Raw genomic sequence first — 16,953 nt, forward strand, 5'->3', positions numbered from 1 at the left:
GTCGGATGAGTGCTCCCGAAAGAACCATCGAGATTGCCGGCCTGAAGGCCGGCAATTCATTGCCGCTGATGCTGTTTGGCGGCATGAACGTGCTGGAGTCCCGCGAGCTTGCCCTGGAGGTGGCCGCGGCCTATGTCGAGGTAACCGACAGGCTCGGCATGCCCTATGTGTTCAAGGCCAGCTTCGACAAGGCCAACCGCAGCTCCATCCACTCCTTCCGTGGCCCCGGCCTGGAGAAGGGGGTCGAGATCCTGGCCGAGGTGAAAGAGCGCTTCGGCGTGCCGATCATCACCGATGTTCACGAGCCCTGGCAGGCCGAGCCGGTGGCCGAAGTGGCCGATGTGATCCAGCTACCGGCCTTCCTGGCCCGCCAGACCGATCTGGTGGTGGCGATGGCCAGGACCGGGGCGGTGATCAATATCAAGAAGCCCCAGTTCCTGGCGCCCCACGAGATGCGTCATATCGTCCGAAAGTGCGAGGAGGCCGGCAATGACCGGGTGATCCTCTGCGAGCGAGGCTCGAGCTTCGGCTACAACAACCTGGTGGTCGACATGCTCGGATTCGGCGAGATGAAGCAGAGCGGCATGCCACTGTTCTTCGATGTGACCCACTCGCTGCAGCGCCCGGGGGGGCGCGCCGACAGTGCCGATGGCCGCCGGGCACAGGTGGCGGAGCTGGCGCGTGCCGGTGTCGCCGTGGGGCTGGCCGGTCTCTTCCTGGAGGCCCATCCGGACCCTGATAGCGCCAAGTGCGATGGCCCCTGCGCCTTGCCGCTGGACCGGCTCGAGCCGTTCCTGACCCAGCTCAAGGCCCTCGATGACCTGGTGAAGGGCTTCGCGCCGCTCGAAATCTCATAACTCTCCAACGCTGACACGACTGAGGAAGATTCGCATGACCAAGATCGTCGATATTCGTGCCCTCGAGGTACTCGACTCCCGCGGCAATCCCACCGTCCAGGCCGAAGTGCGCCTTGAAAGCGGTGCCGTGGGTGTGGCCTGTGCCCCTAGCGGTGCCTCTACCGGCTCCCGCGAGGCCCTCGAACTGCGCGACGGCGACAAGGCCCGTTACCTCGGCAAGGGCGTGCTGAAGGCCGTCGAGGCCGTCAATGGCGACATTCGTGCCAGGCTCGTCGGCATGGATGCGCGTGATCAGCGTGGCCTCGACGACGCCATGCTGGCACTCGATGACACCGACAACAAGGCCAAGCTTGGCGCCAACGCCATCCTGGCCGTGTCGCTGGCCGCCGCCAGGGCGGCAGCCAACGCCAAGGGCGTGCCACTCTATGCCCATATTGCAGAGCTCTATGGTCAGCCGGGCCGGTACACCATGCCGGTGCCGATGATGAATATCCTCAATGGTGGAGAGCATGCCGACAACAACGTCGACATCCAGGAGTTCATGGTGCAGCCGGTGGGGGCCCAGAGCTTCCGCGAAGGCCTGCGCATGGGTGCCGAGATCTTCCATGCATTGAAGAAGGTGCTGTCGTCGCGTGGCCTGTCCACCTCGGTCGGTGACGAGGGCGGTTTCGCGCCCAACCTGGCGTCCAACGCCGAGGCGCTGGCGGTGATCAAGCAGGCGGTGGAAGACGCCGGCTACAAGCTTGGCAGCGATGTGACCCTGGCGCTGGACTGTGCCTCCTCCGAATTCTTCAAGGATGGCCAGTACGACCTCTCCGGCGAGGGCAAGCAGTATGATGCCGCGGGCTTCGCCGATTACCTGGCCGGCCTGTGCGATGAGTATCCCATCGTCTCCATCGAGGATGGCATGGATGAGTCCGACTGGGAGGGCTGGAAGGCGCTGACCGACAAGCTCGGCGACCGGGTGCAGCTGGTGGGGGATGATCTCTTCGTGACCAATACCCGCATCCTCAAGCGTGGCATCGACGAGCAGATTGGCAACTCCATCCTGATCAAGTTCAACCAGATCGGTTCCCTCTCCGAGACTCTGGATGCCATTCGCATGGCCCAGGATGCCGGTTTCACCGCGGTGATCTCCCATCGCAGCGGCGAGACCGAGGACACCACCATCGCCGACCTGGCCGTGGGTACCTGCGCCGGCCAGATCAAGACCGGTTCGCTGTGTCGCTCCGATCGTGTCGCCAAGTACAACCGACTGCTGGTCATCGAGAGTGAGCTGGGCGACGGGGCGACCTACCCCGGGCTGTCGGCCGTCAAGGGGCAGTAATGGCGTGTAGGAGATCGCTGACAAGGTGGTGTCGTGATTGACGCCATTCGAGTGTGGAGGCCGGCACCCAGGGTGCCGGCCTTTTTTTTATCTTGTTGAAAATAAAAAGATAAGTTTCCTTTCTGCATGACGGTCGAGCGTGCAGGAGATAGAGGTCTCGCCGTGTGTGTCAGATTGTGCCGTGGCGCAATTCTGAGACAATCAGCCACGCAGCACAGGGGCTCACGGGATGTAGCCTCGGCAGGATGCAATGGGATGTAGTCAGGTGATGCGCTCGGTACGGCAGGATGCTGTTTCCGGGCAGGGATGTCATCACGGGAATCTGGGCGAAAGGAATCGCTCGTGGAACGGCTTGGAGCTGGCGGCCCCTGGGCCGCCTTTTTCTTGCGTGGTGATCTCGTTGTCTCGCCACTCGCCGGCTAGATACAGCAGCGCCGACCGTCACAAGGCGGTCGGCGCTGCTGTATCCGGTGTCTCGCTGATCGCTTCCTGCCGAGCGAAACCACGGCAGGAAGCGAGTGTTGCTCAGCGCTCCAGCTGCTCCAGCTTGCCCGGCTTGCCATCCCACTCCTCGGCGTCGGGCAGCGGGTCCTTCTTCTCGCTGATATTGGGCCATACCTCGGCCAGCTCGGCATTGAGCTCGATGAACGCCTCCTGGCCGTCGGGTAGCTCATCCTCCGAGAAGATCGCCTCGGCGGGACACTCCGGCTCGCACAGGGCGCAGTCGATGCACTCGTCGGGGTGAATCACCAGGAAGTTGGGGCCCTCGTAGAAGCAGTCCACCGGACACACCTCGACGCAGTCTGTGTATTTGCACTTGATGCAGTTCTCGGTGACGACGAATGTCATGCCGCTTTTCCCTCCCTCATGGCCTGGCTCGCGCTGTCGTGGCGGGTCCCGACCTATGTAAATATTAAAAAGTAATAAAAACCAGGTCTCTTATTCTAAGGAGTCCGGGGATTCGTCCATTCTAGTCGCCGCTGCCTGACCGTCGCAAGCAAAGGTCCAGACGATACGGAGGTGGCACCCCGGCGTTCGATAGCGCCGCCGGCATCGGCGAGGACCTCATCGTGTCTCGCGCCAGCGGTAGAGCATCTCGAGCGCCTGGCGTGGCGTCAGGTCATCGAGGGCAAGCCCGTCGAGCTCTTCGACCATCGGGTGTGGCTGGCTGGCGAAGAGGTCGTTCTGCAGCGGTGTCGGGGTATCGTCAGCGCCAGCCAGTCGAGTCCGACTGCCCTGGTCGACCTCCTGCTGCTCGAGCTGGGCAAGCTTCTCTCGAGCCCGGGCGATCACCCCCTGGGGGACACCGGCCAGCTGAGCCACCTGCAGGCCGTAGCTCTGACTGGCGGGGCCTTCCTCAACCCGGTGCATGAAGACGATGCCATCCCTGTGTTCCGCCGCGGTCAGGTGCACGTTGGCCACCCTCTCGGCCTGCTCGGCCAGGGCGGTCATCTCGAAATAGTGGGTGGCGAACAGTGTAAAGGCTCGGGTGCGGGTCAGGTGCTCGGCGCTGGCCCAGGCCAGGGAGAGGCCGTCGAAGGTGCTGGTGCCGCGGCCGATCTCATCCATCAGCACCAGGCTGTGATCGGTGGCGTTGTGCAGGATGCTGGCGGTTTCGGTCATCTCCACCATAAAGGTGGAGCGGCCGCCGGCCAGGTCGTCCGATGAACCGATGCGGGTGAAGATGCGGTCCACCGGGCCGATCTCGGCCGCGCTGGCAGGCACGAAACTGCCGGTATGGGCGAGCAGCACGATCAGCGCGGCCTGGCGCATATAGGTCGACTTGCCGCCCATGTTGGGGCCGGTGATCACCAGCATGCGGCGATCCTCTCCCATGATCAGGTCATTGGGCACGAAGGGAGCGTCGCTGACCCGCTCCACCACCGGGTGACGGCCGCCATGAATGGCGATGCCCGGGGCCTCGGCAAGGCGTGGGCGCACGAACTCCAGGGCATGGGCGCGCTCGGCGAAGGCGCACAGCACATCAAGCGTCGCCAGGGCCCGGGCACTGGTCTGAAGGGCCTCGAGTTCGCTGTTCAGGGTCTCGAGCAACCCCTCGTAGAGCAGTTTCTCGCGTGCCAGGGCGCGGGACTTCGCCGACAGGGCCTTGTCCTCGAACTCCTTGAGCTCGGGGATGATAAAGCGCTCGGCATTCTTCAGGGTCTGGCGACGGATATAGTCCGCCGGGGCCTCCTTGGCTTGTGCCCTGGGGATCTCGATGAAATAGCCGTGCACTCGGTTGTAGCCGACCTTGAGGCCGGGGAGGCCGGTGCGCTCGCGCTCCCGGGTCTCCAGTCTCACCAGGTAATCGCCGGCGTGTTCGGCGAGGCCGCGATGCTCGTCGAGCTCGGCATCGAAGCCCTCGGCGATCACCCCGCCGTCGCGGATCACCACCGGGGGGTTCTCCACCAGAGCGCGATTCAGGGTGTCGGCGAGCTCGGGGTAGGGGCGGATATGGCGCTTCAGCTCGTCCAGGGTGGAGCCCTCGGGGAAGTCGGCGAGCCGGGCCTCGAGGTCGGGCAGGGCATTGAAGGCGTCACGTAGCCGGGCCAGATCACGCGGGCGGGCGCTGAAGAGGGCCACCCGGGCCAGGATGCGCTCCACATCGCCGATCGCCTTTAGCGAGTCGCCGAGTGCCACGAAGCCATCCGCCTCCAGCAGCAGCGTCACGGCGGACTGGCGAGCCTGGACGTGCTCGCGGTCACGCAGTGGACGGTTGAGCCAGCGCTTGAGCAGGCGTGAGCCCATGGCGGTGGCGGTGGTGTCGAGCACGCTGGCCAGGGTGTTGTCGCCGCTGCCGGCCAGGTTGGTGTCGATCTCCAGGTTGCGACGGCTGGCGGCGTCGATGACCACGGCGTCGTCGCGGCTCTCCACGCCGATGGCGGTGACATGAGGCAGGCGCGAGCGCTGGGTATCCCGGGCGTACTCCACCAGCACGCCGGCGGCGGTGATGGCGGCGGAGAGGTGCGCGCAGCCGAAGCCACGTAGATCCTGGACGCCGAACTGGTCGCAGAGCAGACGGGTCGCGCTCTCCGGGTCGAACAGCCAGTCGCTCTGGCGACGCAGCCCCCGACGCCCCTCCAGGGCCGGCGGCAGATTCAGACCCTCGGCCACCAGCAGCTCGGCCGGGTCGAGGCGCTGGAGCTCGGCGAGCAGTTCGCTCTCACCCTCCACCTCCAGTACGCTGAAGCGTCCACTGGAGAGCTCCAGCCAGGCCAGGCCGATACGCTCGGCGGTGACATGCACGGCCACCAGCAGGTTGTCGCGGCGAGCATCGAGCAGCGCCTCGTCATACAGGGTGCCGGGGGTGACGATGCGTACCACGCGACGCTCTACCGGCCCCTTGCTGGTGGCGGGGTCGCCGATCTGCTCGCAGATCGCCACCGATTCGCCGGCGGCCACCAGGCGCGCCAGGTAGCCCTCGGCGCTATGGTAGGGGATCCCGGCCATGGGAATCGGCTGGCCGGCGGACTGGCCGCGCTGGGTCAGGGTAATGTCGAGCAGTGCCGCGGCGCGCCTAGCATCGTCGAAGAAGAGCTCGTAGAAGTCACCCATGCGATAGAAGAGCAGCACCTCGGGATGCTCGCGCTTGATCTTCAGGTACTGGGCCATCATCGGCGTATGCTGGGTGCTGGCCTGGGACATGGCGATTGCTGGGCTCCTGATCGTGTAGAAGGTCTTGTAGATGGTCTCGTTGAGCGGTCGGCAGAGACGCACAGGGGATGGCGGTGCCTGCAACCCCGCGGCAAAGGCAGTATTCTACGCAGATGGCCTCGCCTCGTCAGGCTTGCCTTCGATCCACCGAGCAGGAGTCTTCAGCATGTCCCACTCAGCCGCGAGCCTTGCCAATCTCGACCTCGCCACTCTGGCCGAGCGCCTGGGTCGACTGTGTCGCGAAAAGGGGGTCACCCTCACCTGTGCCGAGTCCTGCACCGGTGGTGGCGTGGCCAGCGTGGTCACCTCGGTCGCCGGCAGCTCCGACTACTTCGAGACCGGCTATGTGACCTACTCCAATGCCGCCAAGGTCCGTCTTCTCGGGGTGCCCGAGGCGCTGCTCGACCAGCACGGTGCCGTGAGCCGTGAGACGGTGGAGGCGATGGTGACGGGAGCCTGCCGTGACAGCGGTGCCGATCTCGGCGTGGCGGTCAGTGGCGTGGCCGGGCCGGGCGGTGGCAGCGCCGACAAGCCGGTAGGTACCGTATGGCTGGCCTGGGGCGATGGCGAGGGGGCCGAGGCCGAATGCTACCGCTATCCTGGCGATCGCCGAGCCGTTCGCGAGCAGGCGGTGCGCGAGGCGCTGGTCGGCGTGGTGCAACGCCTCGAGGAGCGCTGAATCCAGGAGCGCCCGGGAAAACTTTCGCTGGCCGAGCGCGCCATTTTTCCCCATAATACTGTTCAATCATCCAGTATAAAGAGACCCAGATTGAGGAGATCCGTGATGGCTCAGGAAGACAATCGCTCCAAGGCGCTGGACGCCGCCCTATCCCAGATAGACCGCCAGTTCGGCAAGGGGACCGTGATGCGCCTGGGCGATGCGCCGCGGGTGGTGATGCCCTCGGTCTCCACCGGCTCGCTGGGCCTGGATATCGCCCTCGGCATCGGCGGTCTGCCGCTGGGTCGGGTTGTCGAGATATTCAAATCACGACACGAGAATTCGGTTCATCTAGATAACCCCTTTCATTTCAATAGCTAAGGCATGGAAGCGAGATCAATAAACCTTGAACCAGTTCTTTTCGCCTGTGTCGCATCACTAATTCGGAGAAACCTAATGGATGACAATCGTTCCAAAGCCCTGGCGGCAGCCCTGAGTCAAATTGAACGGCAGTTTGGTAAAGGTGCCGTTATGAAGATGGGGCAAGATGCCCAGCTTGATATTCCATCAATCTCAACCGGGTCATTGGGGCTTGATATCGCGCTTGGTATCGGCGGAATTCCGCGTTCAAGAATATCGGAAATATTTGGGCCCGAGAGCAGCGGCAAAAGTACTTTATGTTTGCAGATGGTAGCCGAGGCCCAAAAAATGGGCATTACGTGTGCCTATGTAGATGCTGAGCATGCAATGGATCCTGGTTATGCACAGAAGCTAGGTGTTAACTTGGATGATTTGCTAATTTCGCAACCGGATAATGGAGAGCAGGCACTAGAAATCGTAGATATGCTTATACGTTCTCAAGCGGTTGGCCTCGTCATTGTGGATTCTGTAGCAGCTCTTGTTCCAAGAGCTGAAATTGAAGGCGAGATGGGCGATAGTCATGTTGGTCTTCAGGCTCGACTAATGTCCCAGGCTCTGCGAAAAATCACTGCAAACGTGAAGAATTCTAATTCTGCTGTAGTGTTCGTTAACCAGATACGTATGAAAATTGGAGTCATGTTTGGCTCTCCTGAAACAACAACAGGTGGTAATGCTCTAAAGTTTTACTCTAGTGTACGTATGGACATCCGGCGCACGGGGTCAGTAAAAGAAGGTGATGAAGTCGTTGGAAACGAAACACGTGTTAAGGTTGTGAAAAACAAAGTGGCTCCACCATTCAGGCAGGCTGAATTTCAGATCATGTATGGTTCGGGAACGAATAGGCTCGGAGAAGTTGTCGACCTGGGAGTTAAACAGGGTCTCATAGAGAAATCTGGTGCTTGGTACTCTTATAAAGGAAATAAGATTGGCCAAGGTAAGGCTAATGCATGCAGATTTTTACAAGATAATCCAGAAATTGGAAGCGAGATTGAGGCTGAAATTCGTACGCAGCTACTCCCGAGTAAGCAGCAGCAGCGTGACGAGCCTACTCAAATTGAAGACTAAGCCTCCCGTGTCATCATAGTTATCAGGCCCGTCCCAAGGGTGTAGCCATTGGCAGCACCCTTGGGGATTGATAAGTGCTCATCACTCTTTGGCAGCAGGTGGTGCCTCAGCACTCTATACTTGTAATACCCTTATTCCCCCAGTAACATCACCTATGGGCCAACAACCATAGTGGATTCCATGAGTTTATCAGTGCTCGTAGGTGGGCGGGAGCGTGATTTTTTAGTTTTTGTTGAACATTTGGGGTTGCCTTATTGTGCTGCTATGGCGCATGCATATGAAAATGCCGCATCTGAAGTGGTTGAAGCTTCAGAGGTGACTTATTGGCACTCACTTTCTTTGTTTTTGCGTTTCCTTTGTGAGTCTGAAGGAGCGATACCCCTAAAGAGTTTTCTACAGACCAGCTTCATACCCGGCGTCACTCAGCCGCCCACGAGTATCCTTGCGCATTGGCACCTTCTCTTGGCGGAATATCGCTGGCATTTATCGAAGAATCACAATAATGCCATCACTCGAACCAATTATGCATCAGGTGCAAATTGGGCGCTTAGAGTGTTTGCTAATGCGGGACTTTTACCGCAAGGGCTTAGAATCCCAACCTGGAAAATCAAACATAAAGTCGGACAAGGAAGCACCTTCCTTGACGTGAATTTTACCGGAAGCGTTGATTTAAATAGCTTGCTGGAAAATTATCAAGACATTCTCGCTGCCTATGGAGATGGTGAAAAGGAGGAAGTAATAAATCTTTTATCAAACCTATCTATAGATCGAGAGTTAGGAGAAAAAATAGACATTGTAGATGCTGCAACTATAACTCTTGCAGATCGGATTGAGAAAGTAAGGGGTCGTTGTGCAAGCATAATAGTTGAGCATATTGACTCTTTGGCCGAAGCAGAAAGATGGATTGCTGATAGCGAGTTTGTATCTAGAGCTAAATTTCTTAGACAGGTTTTTGAAGATAAATCGCTTAATTCTCATGATAGGGCAAGGAGGTATAAAGAAATACTGTCTCATAATTCACTGGCAGTCTTCGTTGTCTATTGCGCGATTTATAACAATAAGATCTTTCCAACCGAAAGATTCAGTGATGACTATTATGATGTTTTTTCTGGGCGTATAGGTGTTTCAGGTGTCTCGCGGAAGGCAATAAGACACCATTTGGGCAGCGATAATCGTGTTCTGGCTGCGTGTTATGCCTTTATATGCTTTGAGGTTGCTGGAAACCCTGACTCTATTGCAGATCTTAGGGTTGATAGCTTGAGAAAGGAAGAAAATACTTATGTCATTAGCTGGACCAAGCTAAGGAAAGGAAGGAATAATATTGAAGAGGAATTCGTTCAGGCACGCTCTAGTGCTACTCCTCTTACTCCCAGAACGCTTACGGTTGTTGATGTCTTTGAACATGTCGTTAGGATGTCCTCGCCTTTGCGAGAGATAGCTAGTGACGAAGACAGGGATAAGCTTTTTATTAATAATTATAGGAACAACATAAACAATATTGGGAATCTATCTCAGCGCCTTCACTTAAACACTTTGAATAAGCACTTTGGTGAAATTTGTATTGAGGTGAGCGGGGGGGAGTGGTCTAGTGTTCCTAAAGCTATTAGAGGTAGTGTGCTGCTTCTTGAAGCAATGGTTTCTAGGGACGCAGTAGCAGTTAGCAAGAAGGGAAGGCATACAGGGCTGGCTATGGCGACTAAATATACCCGTCATATACCGGATATTTTGCGAAGAGATAAAAACATTAGAGACTTCATAAACTGGTTTGAGACCTTAATAACAATTGATATCGTGGAATTTGCTAAGAAGGTAGGGATTGATGAAGAGGATTATGCTAGGAGAAAAAATGATATCATTAACCATCAAATTGGTGGCCTGCATTGCTCAGATCCCTTTTCAGGTGTTCAGGAAGAAACAGTTCGCGGTGAGGTATGTCACCGAATAGATCGATGTATGTCATGTGAGAAAAGGCGGTCTATCTTCGTCATGTCTGAAAGTAACATAGTTTCTTTGCTTCACTGGAAGGCAGTTCTTGATCGTGCAAAGAATAGTCTCCAAGAAGAAGAATATAAAAAGTGGTTTACTTGGCATCTGTACACTATTCTATTAGCTGAACGACTTGAAGAAGATCCTTCGCATGCCCGATTATTGTCCAATGCGGAACCTGTCAACCTGATTCGGACAGATCGTTAAAAATTAGTGTCGATTTCGTCGCGGTGGCACCTGCCGCCGATAGCGTCGGGAAGTTCACCACGCTGTAGGGGGCCGGGTCGTCGTCATCGGGCTGTACTGGATTGATCGAGACACTGTCCGGTGGCAGCGCCACCTTGGGGCGTCCGCGTAGGAACCGCTCGGGATGCGCCTCGAAGCTGTCATCGAGCGCTCGCTGGCGGACCTCGGCAATCTCGCGATATCGGCCGGTGAAGACCTGCTCCGGCGTGAAGCCAGCCAGCCCGCTGTGATGGTGCTGCAGGTTGTACCAGTCGACGTAAGCGCTGTACCACTGCCGGGCATGGACGATGCTCTCGAAGCGCCCCGGGTAATCGGGCTGGTATTTGCTGGTCTTGAACTGGCTTTCGCTGAAGGGGTTGTCGTTGCTGACCCGCGGCCGACTATGACTGCACGTGACCCCCAGCTCTCCCATGAGGTCCAGATAGCTCCGGGCGATCATCGGCGAGCCTCGATCCTGGTGGAGCGTCAGTGCGCCATGCGGGATACCGTAGCGATCCACGGCCTCCTGGAAGAGCTGCTGAGCCAAGGCGGCATTCTCCTTGTGGGAGACCATCCAGGCCACGATGAAGCGGCTGTACAGGTCCAGCACCACGTAGAGGTTGAGGTAGACGCCGCGTCGCCGCGTGGGCAATTTGCTGATGTCCCACGTCCAGGCCTCATTGGCGGCCCTTGCCGTGATGCGTGGGACGGCATGGTGTTGGGGAGCACGCTGAGGACGGCGGTCACCGCTCTCCTTGGCCTCACGCAGCTGCCGGTACCACGTGCTGAGCGAGCCAAGATAGATCCCTTGCTGCAGCAGGTCGTGGTAGATCTCATACACCGGCTGATCCCGATAGGGCTCGCTATGCGCGATCTCCAGCATTTTCGCTCGCTCCTCGGCCGACAGGGCCCTGGGCTGCGGGCAATGCCGGCGCGACGTCGAAGCTCCGGTATAAGGCTCATGGCGGCGTTTTCGCCAGGCGTACACCGTGCTGCGGTTGATGCCCAGGACTCGGCAGGCCATGGCCAATGGGAGGCGCGCCGGGCGCTCTTCGAGCACCGTGATCATGGTTCGCTCCCATTGTTCATGCGATCGAGCATCGATAGCGCTTTTTTTTGGAGCGATAGGCAGTCTTCGGCGGTCGAGAGCCTCTGCTGAAGACGGGCGTTCTCACGCTCCAGTGCCTCGATACGCTTCTGCTCCGGCGTCTTGCTCGGGTTCGGCCCTGGGGCAGTCTTGTGGAGCTTCTCCACGCCGCTCTCGGCAAGCTCCTTGCGCCAAGTGGTCAGCTGGCTGTTGTAGAGCTTTTCGCGGCGTAACAGCTGCCCGAGCTCACCATGCTGGCAGGCATCGGCTTCCGCGAGGATGCGCAACTTGTATTCGGTCGAGAACTGACGACGTGTGCGTTTCTCCAGCTTGGGATTTGGCGTGACCTGATGATCGGGCAGCTCGGTTGGCGGTTTCGGCATGATACGGGCTCCTGAACCTCGGGCTCTGATATTGAGCTTAACTCACTGAGCCGGTGTATGGATGCAGGTTGACACACAGGGAAGGTACACAAGCACCAATTCAGCAATGATCGGACAAACGACTACTATTGCCATCACCTTGAGCCCGCGAGATAACCCTTTCAGTTCCTTATTTTTCTCTTTTGCTAGATCATCAAATCCATCATAAAGCCCTACGAAATTGAAGGCGGTCTTGTATTCGTCTAGAGCTTCTTTGAGACGATTTACTTCCTTCTCTTTGTCTTCAATTTCTTGGTCCCAGTTACTTTTTAGTTCCTGAGCCTTTGCAGACACTTTATTAAAATCCTTTATGCTATCGATAGCTTCGTTATTCGATAGCTGTTTGAGGATATTGATGGGCATATCTCGGATAGCATATTCAATCTGCTCCCGTGCATCGTGCTCAAATTCTTCAAGATTATTGAATACGAATCTTCTAGCTTGCTCAAACTCCATCGAAAGGTCATTCTTGATGCTTAAGTAGAGTTCGAACAAAAAACGAAAACACATGGAACATATGTCATCTAGCCGCTCCTTGTTTAATTCCTTTTCCTCATCAGAAAGACGGTTGATAAAATGGTCTCCGATCCAACCGATATTAATTTGGCATTGTCCATTCCACTGATCCGGATTAACCTCCATCGAGTTCACTACCAGCCGAATTAGGCTGTTCCTCGAAGTTTCGAAGTCATTTGTCGGGGTGAGGCCATCTATCTTGGTCTTAAATCGGGCCAAGACTACTTTGCTCTGATTAGTGTTAAATAATTCTTGCATATTTCCTTTGCTCAATTACGGTCAGGCACATAACAGCTGTATTATATAGCATGCTTGATATTCCACTTGAACGAGCACGCGCGTTCAAGAATTTTATGCTACGCGCTAGAAGACCACCTAAGCCATTGAAATAACAGAACATTAAATTTTGCTCGGCTACATAACACCAATCGCCGCGCATGCGGCTTTCATTTTTCTGAGGCGACTTCGGCTAATTTAGCACCGCCGGGTGTGTGGTCCTATGTTACGAAAGGCTGAGGTGGGAAAATATAGATCGGGTGCAAGCCAGGCCGCTATTTCCTCTGCCGTGAGTGCGTCGAAAGCGGCGGCTGTTATCCGATAAGGCGCTCAATAGCCCGGCACCGGGGAGGTGCCGGGGCGAGGCAGACTTACTGTAGCTGGGCGCGCACCGTGTCCATGGCGGGTTCGCCGTCCTGGGTGGTGACGCCGTCGAGCCATTCGGCGACGACATCCTGGTGCTCGGCGATCCACTCGCTGGCGACGTCGTCGGCGCGGCGCTCATCACGAGAGTAGGCGTTGACCCATTCGCTCTGGATATCGCTGCCCACCACGAACTGCTCGAAGAAGCGCGCCAGGTTGGGGTCCTGCTCGGCAAGGTCGGAGCGCACGACCGTGGCCACGTGGCCTTCCAGCTGAGCGGCGCCGGAGTCGTCGGCGTCTTCCAGATAGTGCATGTCGTAGGCGACGTTCATCCAGTGCGGCTGCCAACCGATGAAGGCGGCCCACTCGCCGGCGTCGATCTTCTGGCCCACCTGGGCGAGCATCGCCGAGGCGCTGGACTCCTGGAGGTGCCAGTCGCCGAGACCGAAGCGGTCTTCATCGATCACCTTGAGCACGGCATCATTGATCCCCGAGCCGGCCTCGATGCCGTAGATGCGGCTATCGAAGCGATCGGCATGCTTGTCCAGGTCGGTGATGCTGCGTACACCGGCCTGCCAGGCGTCGTCGGTGACGGCGATGCCGGTGATGGCCGAGGGCACGTTGTCGACGATCTCGATGATCGAGCCCTCCTCGAGCAGCGGGGCCAGCATATCGCGCTCCTGCGGATACCAACCGGCCAGATAGACATCGAGATCACGCTCCACCAGGGCGTTGAGGATCACACTGACCGCCAGCTCGCGCTGGCGCGTGGTGTAGCCAAGCGCTTCGAGCAGCTGGCTGGCAACCTCGCTCTTGACCGTGATGCCGGGCCAGGGCGGCACGCCGAAGCGGACTTCATCGAGAGTCGGCTGTTCAGGCTCGGCCTGTGCGGTGAGCGGCGTGAACAGGGCGAACATGCCTGCAGACAGCGCCCCGGCGATGAGACGGTGACGAGTGGTGCGTGTGGCAATCATGGGAACTCCCTCTATCGATCTATGAGCGTGCACACCCTGCATGAGGCGGCTGAAAAATGCCATGGATGCCGGTCCTGTGGCGTGGATGTGGCACCGGCGTCGCGGGGGTACCCGGGTTCAGGCGTCGGACCACAGCTGCCGGTAGATCTCGATGATCTCGTCGGCGTCGGGCACGCGGGGATTATTGCCGGGGGAGCCGGAGGCCAGTGCCTGTTCGGCCATTTCTGGCATCAGTTCGAAGAAGCGCTCTCGCTCGATACCGAACCGCTCGGGCGTAGGCACCTGCAGCTCTTCATTGAGGGCCTTGAGCTCGTCGAGCAGCTTGTGATTGGCTGCCTCGTCGCCGTCCTGTTCGTCGGCCACGCCGATGGCACGGGCGCAGTCGGCGTAGCGCTCAGGCGCGGCGGGAATCGAGAAGGCAGTGACGCTGGGCAGCAACATGGCGTTGGAGAGCCCGTGGGGCACATGGAAGTGGGCGCCGATGGGGCGGCTCATGCCATGCACCAGGGCCACCGAGGCGTTGGAAAACGCCACACCAGCCAGGGTGGAACCCAGCATCATGGCTTCGCGGGCCTGTTGATCATCGCCGTTATGATAGGCCAGGCGCAGGTTCGGGCCGATCAGCCGCATCGCCGAGAGCGCCTGGCTGTCGCTGTAGGGGTTACGCTTCTGGCTGACGTAGGCTTCCATGGCGTGGGTCAGCGCATCGATGCCGGTGTCGGCGGTGGTACGTGGCGGTAGGCTCAGGGTGAGGCGGTAGTCGACCAGTGCGGCGATCGGCATGAAGCCCAGGCCCACGCAGAGCATCTTCTCATCGCTGGTTTCGTCGGTGATGATGGTGAAGCGTGTTACCTCGGAGCCGGTACCCGCGGTGGTGGGGATGGCGATGATCGGCAGGCCCGCTTCGTTGACCTGGCGGGGAAACTTGTAGTCGCGCATTTCGCCGCCGTGCCTGGCGAGTATCGCGATGGCCTTGGCGCTGTCGATGGGGCTGCCGCCGCCCAGGGCGATCAGGCCGTCGTAGTCGCCGTTGCGTGCCATCTCCACGCCGGCCTGAATCGAGCCGACGGTGGGCTCCGGCACGGTGGCGTCGAAGACATCTGCCGTAATCTTGTGTTCGGCCAGCATGTCTTGAAGCTGACTGATATAGCCGAGCTGCACCATCATCTTGTCGGTGATGATCAGTGGACGCCGGCAGCCGAGGCTAGCCAGCACGGCAGGCAGTTCTTGGCTGGCGTTGTCGCCGACCTGCATCAGGCGCGGCAGGATAATCTGAGTCGACATATGGGCTCCCATGTTATTAGTTATCGGGCTGTGAGTATGATGCCTTTGTATCTCGGTACCACGGCAGCATAATAGTAATAACACTTCCTGCGGAAACCGTTCTTATGCCCGACTCCCGTGATCGCCGTTCTGCCCGCGCTGGTACTCCTCGTCGGGAGCCCATGCGCCGTGCGCGCGAGCCCAGGGCCAGCGTGGGCGAGGTGGCCTATCTGCCGGTGGTGACGGTCAACGATACCGGTGCCTTCCTCGACTGGGGGCAGCCCCGCGATCTGTTGCTGCCCTATGGTGAGCAGCGCTTCCAACCCAGTGTCGGCAAGCGAGTGCTGGTCCGCATCTACGAGGACCAGCAGGGGCGGCCGGTCGCCTCCCAGAAGCTCGAGCGCTTCGTCGCCGACGAGGCCGAGGGGCTTCGCGCCGGCGACGAGGTGACCCTGGTGGTCGCCGAGCAGACCGACCTCGGCCTCAAGGCGGTGGTCAACCATCGTTTCTGGGGCGTGCTCTATCGCGATGACCTGACTCGACCGCTGCGTCGTGGCCAGCGCCTGACCGGCTACGTGAAGCGGCTGCGCGAGGATCACCGCCTGGACCTCTCGCTGCTGCCCCCGGGCGAGGCGCGCCTGGACGTGGTAGGTGAGACGGTGCTCAAGGCGCTGCGTGAGAGCGGTGGCTACCTGCCACTGGGCGACAAGAGCGATGCCGCCGAGATCAAGGCGCGGCTGGGAGTCAGCAAGAACGCCTTCAAGCAGGCCATCGGCCGGCTCTACAAGCGTCGGCTGATCACCCTGGAGCCTACCGGCATCCGGCTGGCGCCCAGCGGCGAGTAGCCGGCATACTGGCCCTATTCATACTCTCGACTGGAATCCGACCCCATGAGCGAACGTGCGCTGAAGATCGGCGTGGTGATGGACCCCATCGCGGACATCACCTACAAGAAGGACACCTCCCTGGCCCTGCTGTGGGCCGCCCGGGATCGCGGTGCCTCGCTGCACTATCTCGAACCCGGTGATCTCTTTCTGCGTGATGGGCGAGCCTTCGGGCGCATGCGCGACCTCGAGGTGCATCGCGACCCCGGTCACTGGTATGACCTGGGCGAGCCCTCGCCGCGTCCCCTGGCCGAGCTGGATGTGATCCTGATGCGCCAGGACCCGCCGGTGGATACCGACTTCCTCAATGCGGTGCATCTGCTCGGCTTCGCCGAGCGCGAGGGGGTGCTGGTGGTCAACCCCACCCGGGCGCTGCTCGAGTGCAACGAGAAGCTCTTCGCTCAGCAGTTCCCCCAGTGCTGTGCGCCGACCCTGGTCTCCTGCAGCGAGACCGAGCTGCGCGCCTTTCATGCCGAGCATCAGGATGTCATTCTCAAGCCGCTGGACGGCATGGGCGGCAGCGGAATCTTTCATGTCGGCCCCGAGGGGCGCAACCTGGGGGCGGTGATCGAGACCCTCACCGAGCGCGGCCGGCGCCAGATCATGGCCCAGCGCTACCTGCCCGAGATCAAGGATGGTGACACCCGCATCCTGCTGGTGGATGGTGAGCCGGTACCCTATGGCCTGGCCCGGGTACCGATGGCGGGCGAGACCCGCGGCAATCTGGCCGCCGGCGGCAACGGAGTCAGTCGCGAGCTCACCGAGCGTGATCACTGGCTGGTTGGCCAGGTGCAGCCGATGATTCGCGAGAAGGGGCTGATGTTCGTGGGGCTCGATGTGATCGGTGACTACATCACCGAGATCAACGTGACCAGCCCCACCTGTGTGCGCGAGATCGACGATCAGCGTGGTACCGATATCGCCGGCCTGCTGATGGATGCCATCGAGCGTCGCCTGGCGGCGGCGCGAGGCTGAG

14 protein-coding genes and 1 pseudogene are annotated in these 16,953 nt (G+C 59.3%); 8 read left to right on the forward strand and 7 right to left on the reverse strand.

Translation table 11 applies throughout. The annotated features are described in order from the left end of the window. The first annotated feature begins 5 nt into the window (after window positions 1-5). Together kdsA and eno are read left to right on the forward strand one after the other, a co-directional pair. Window positions 6-857: a 3-deoxy-8-phosphooctulonate synthase gene (gene kdsA, locus IOC61_RS10590; protein WP_195688773.1), complete on the forward strand. Its 852-nt coding sequence runs from the start codon at window positions 6-8 to the stop codon at window positions 855-857. 34 nt (window positions 858-891) lie between these two features. Continuing rightward, complete coding sequence (gene eno, locus IOC61_RS10595) at window positions 892-2,184, forward strand: phosphopyruvate hydratase (protein ID WP_195688774.1); 1,293 nt, start codon at window positions 892-894, stop codon at window positions 2,182-2,184. A gap of 525 nt (window positions 2,185-2,709) precedes the next feature. On the opposite strand, the gene fdxA is transcribed toward eno, so the two are convergent. After that, the gene (gene fdxA / locus IOC61_RS10600) at window positions 2,710-3,033 is read right to left on the reverse strand and encodes a ferredoxin FdxA (protein ID WP_195688775.1); all 324 of its coding nucleotides are present in this window, start codon (window positions 3,031-3,033) and stop codon (window positions 2,710-2,712) included. A 216-nt stretch (window positions 3,034-3,249) separates the two neighbouring features. Next, a complete protein-coding gene (mutS, locus tag IOC61_RS10605) occupies window positions 3,250-5,829 on the reverse strand; it encodes a DNA mismatch repair protein MutS (RefSeq protein ID WP_195688776.1) in 2,580 nt (859 codons plus the stop codon). Between the two features lie 175 nt (window positions 5,830-6,004). On the opposite strand from mutS, the gene IOC61_RS10610 reads away from it, so the two are divergent. From IOC61_RS10610 to IOC61_RS10625, 4 genes and pseudogenes are all read left to right on the forward strand, one after another. Then, window positions 6,005-6,517 (forward strand): CinA family protein, encoded by a 513-nt coding sequence (locus IOC61_RS10610; RefSeq protein ID WP_195688777.1) that lies wholly within the window; start codon window positions 6,005-6,007, stop codon window positions 6,515-6,517. 105 nt (window positions 6,518-6,622) lie between these two features. Then, window positions 6,623-6,820 (forward strand): annotated as a pseudogene (locus tag IOC61_RS10615) (DNA recombination/repair protein RecA); the annotation flags it as partial. Window positions 6,821-6,952: 132 nt separating this feature from the next. Beyond that, entirely contained in the window at window positions 6,953-7,981 is a 1,029-nt protein-coding gene (gene recA, locus IOC61_RS10620) for a recombinase RecA (RefSeq protein ID WP_195688778.1), read from the forward strand. A 180-nt stretch (window positions 7,982-8,161) separates the two neighbouring features. Further along, entirely contained in the window at window positions 8,162-10,174 is a 2,013-nt protein-coding gene (locus IOC61_RS10625) for a hypothetical protein (RefSeq protein WP_195688779.1), read from the forward strand. Here the strand turns inward: IOC61_RS10625 and IOC61_RS10630 are convergent. From IOC61_RS10630 to IOC61_RS10650, 5 genes are all read right to left on the reverse strand, one after another. Beyond that, complete coding sequence (locus IOC61_RS10630) at window positions 10,149-11,261, reverse strand: IS3 family transposase (RefSeq protein WP_195688780.1); 1,113 nt, start codon at window positions 11,259-11,261, stop codon at window positions 10,149-10,151. The genes IOC61_RS10625 and IOC61_RS10630 overlap by 26 nt on opposite strands. Next, the gene (locus tag IOC61_RS10635) at window positions 11,258-11,662 is read right to left on the reverse strand and encodes a transposase (RefSeq protein ID WP_027961730.1); all 405 of its coding nucleotides are present in this window, start codon (window positions 11,660-11,662) and stop codon (window positions 11,258-11,260) included. Before IOC61_RS10635 ends, IOC61_RS10630 begins: the two co-directional genes overlap by 4 nt. Window positions 11,663-11,704: 42 nt before the next feature. Further along, the gene (locus IOC61_RS10640) at window positions 11,705-12,475 is read right to left on the reverse strand and encodes a hypothetical protein (protein WP_195688781.1); all 771 of its coding nucleotides are present in this window, start codon (window positions 12,473-12,475) and stop codon (window positions 11,705-11,707) included. 389 nt (window positions 12,476-12,864) lie between these two features. Further along, entirely contained in the window at window positions 12,865-13,830 is a 966-nt protein-coding gene (locus IOC61_RS10645; RefSeq protein WP_195688782.1) for an ABC transporter substrate-binding protein, read from the reverse strand. A gap of 117 nt (window positions 13,831-13,947) precedes the next feature. After that, window positions 13,948-15,114, reverse strand: coding sequence for an iron-containing alcohol dehydrogenase (locus IOC61_RS10650; RefSeq protein ID WP_195688783.1), 1,167 nt, complete (start codon window positions 15,112-15,114; stop codon window positions 13,948-13,950). Between the two features lie 161 nt (window positions 15,115-15,275). Here IOC61_RS10650 and IOC61_RS10655 point away from each other — a divergent pair, with 161 nt between their 5' ends. Continuing rightward, window positions 15,276-15,938 (forward strand): S1 RNA-binding domain-containing protein, encoded by a 663-nt coding sequence (locus tag IOC61_RS10655; protein ID WP_229333019.1) that lies wholly within the window; start codon window positions 15,276-15,278, stop codon window positions 15,936-15,938. Between the two features lie 45 nt (window positions 15,939-15,983). Next, complete coding sequence (gshB, locus tag IOC61_RS10660; RefSeq protein WP_195688785.1) at window positions 15,984-16,952, forward strand: glutathione synthase; 969 nt, start codon at window positions 15,984-15,986, stop codon at window positions 16,950-16,952. The last annotated feature ends 1 nt before the right edge of the window (window position 16,953 follow it).

It is taken from the genome of Halomonas sp. KAO, from assembly GCF_015595025.1.
Lineage (GTDB): Bacteria > Pseudomonadota > Gammaproteobacteria > Pseudomonadales > Halomonadaceae > Halomonas.

What these genes read in the sequence shown, in the direction of transcription:
- mutS (WP_195688776.1), bottom strand. Translation starts at nt 5,829, where the DNA reads ATGTCCCAGGCCAGCACCCAGCATACGCCGATGATGGCCCAGTACCTG.
- IOC61_RS10640 (WP_195688781.1), bottom strand. Translation starts at nt 12,475, where the DNA reads ATGCAAGAATTATTTAACACTAATCAGAGCAAAGTAGTCTTGGCCCGA.
- IOC61_RS10655 (WP_229333019.1), top strand. Translation starts at nt 15,276, where the DNA reads ATGCGCCGTGCGCGCGAGCCCAGGGCCAGCGTGGGCGAGGTGGCCTAT.
- eno (WP_195688774.1), top strand. Translation starts at nt 892, where the DNA reads ATGACCAAGATCGTCGATATTCGTGCCCTCGAGGTACTCGACTCCCGC.
- fdxA (WP_195688775.1), bottom strand. Translation starts at nt 3,033, where the DNA reads ATGACATTCGTCGTCACCGAGAACTGCATCAAGTGCAAATACACAGAC.
- IOC61_RS10650 (WP_195688783.1), bottom strand. Translation starts at nt 15,114, where the DNA reads ATGTCGACTCAGATTATCCTGCCGCGCCTGATGCAGGTCGGCGACAAC.
- kdsA (WP_195688773.1), top strand. Translation starts at nt 6, where the DNA reads ATGAGTGCTCCCGAAAGAACCATCGAGATTGCCGGCCTGAAGGCCGGC.
- IOC61_RS10610 (WP_195688777.1), top strand. Translation starts at nt 6,005, where the DNA reads ATGTCCCACTCAGCCGCGAGCCTTGCCAATCTCGACCTCGCCACTCTG.
- IOC61_RS10645 (WP_195688782.1), bottom strand. Translation starts at nt 13,830, where the DNA reads ATGATTGCCACACGCACCACTCGTCACCGTCTCATCGCCGGGGCGCTG.
- gshB (WP_195688785.1), top strand. Translation starts at nt 15,984, where the DNA reads ATGAGCGAACGTGCGCTGAAGATCGGCGTGGTGATGGACCCCATCGCG.
- IOC61_RS10635 (WP_027961730.1), bottom strand. Translation starts at nt 11,662, where the DNA reads ATGCCGAAACCGCCAACCGAGCTGCCCGATCATCAGGTCACGCCAAAT.
- IOC61_RS10630 (WP_195688780.1), bottom strand. Translation starts at nt 11,261, where the DNA reads ATGATCACGGTGCTCGAAGAGCGCCCGGCGCGCCTCCCATTGGCCATG.
- IOC61_RS10625 (WP_195688779.1), top strand. Translation starts at nt 8,162, where the DNA reads ATGAGTTTATCAGTGCTCGTAGGTGGGCGGGAGCGTGATTTTTTAGTT.
- recA (WP_195688778.1), top strand. Translation starts at nt 6,953, where the DNA reads ATGGATGACAATCGTTCCAAAGCCCTGGCGGCAGCCCTGAGTCAAATT.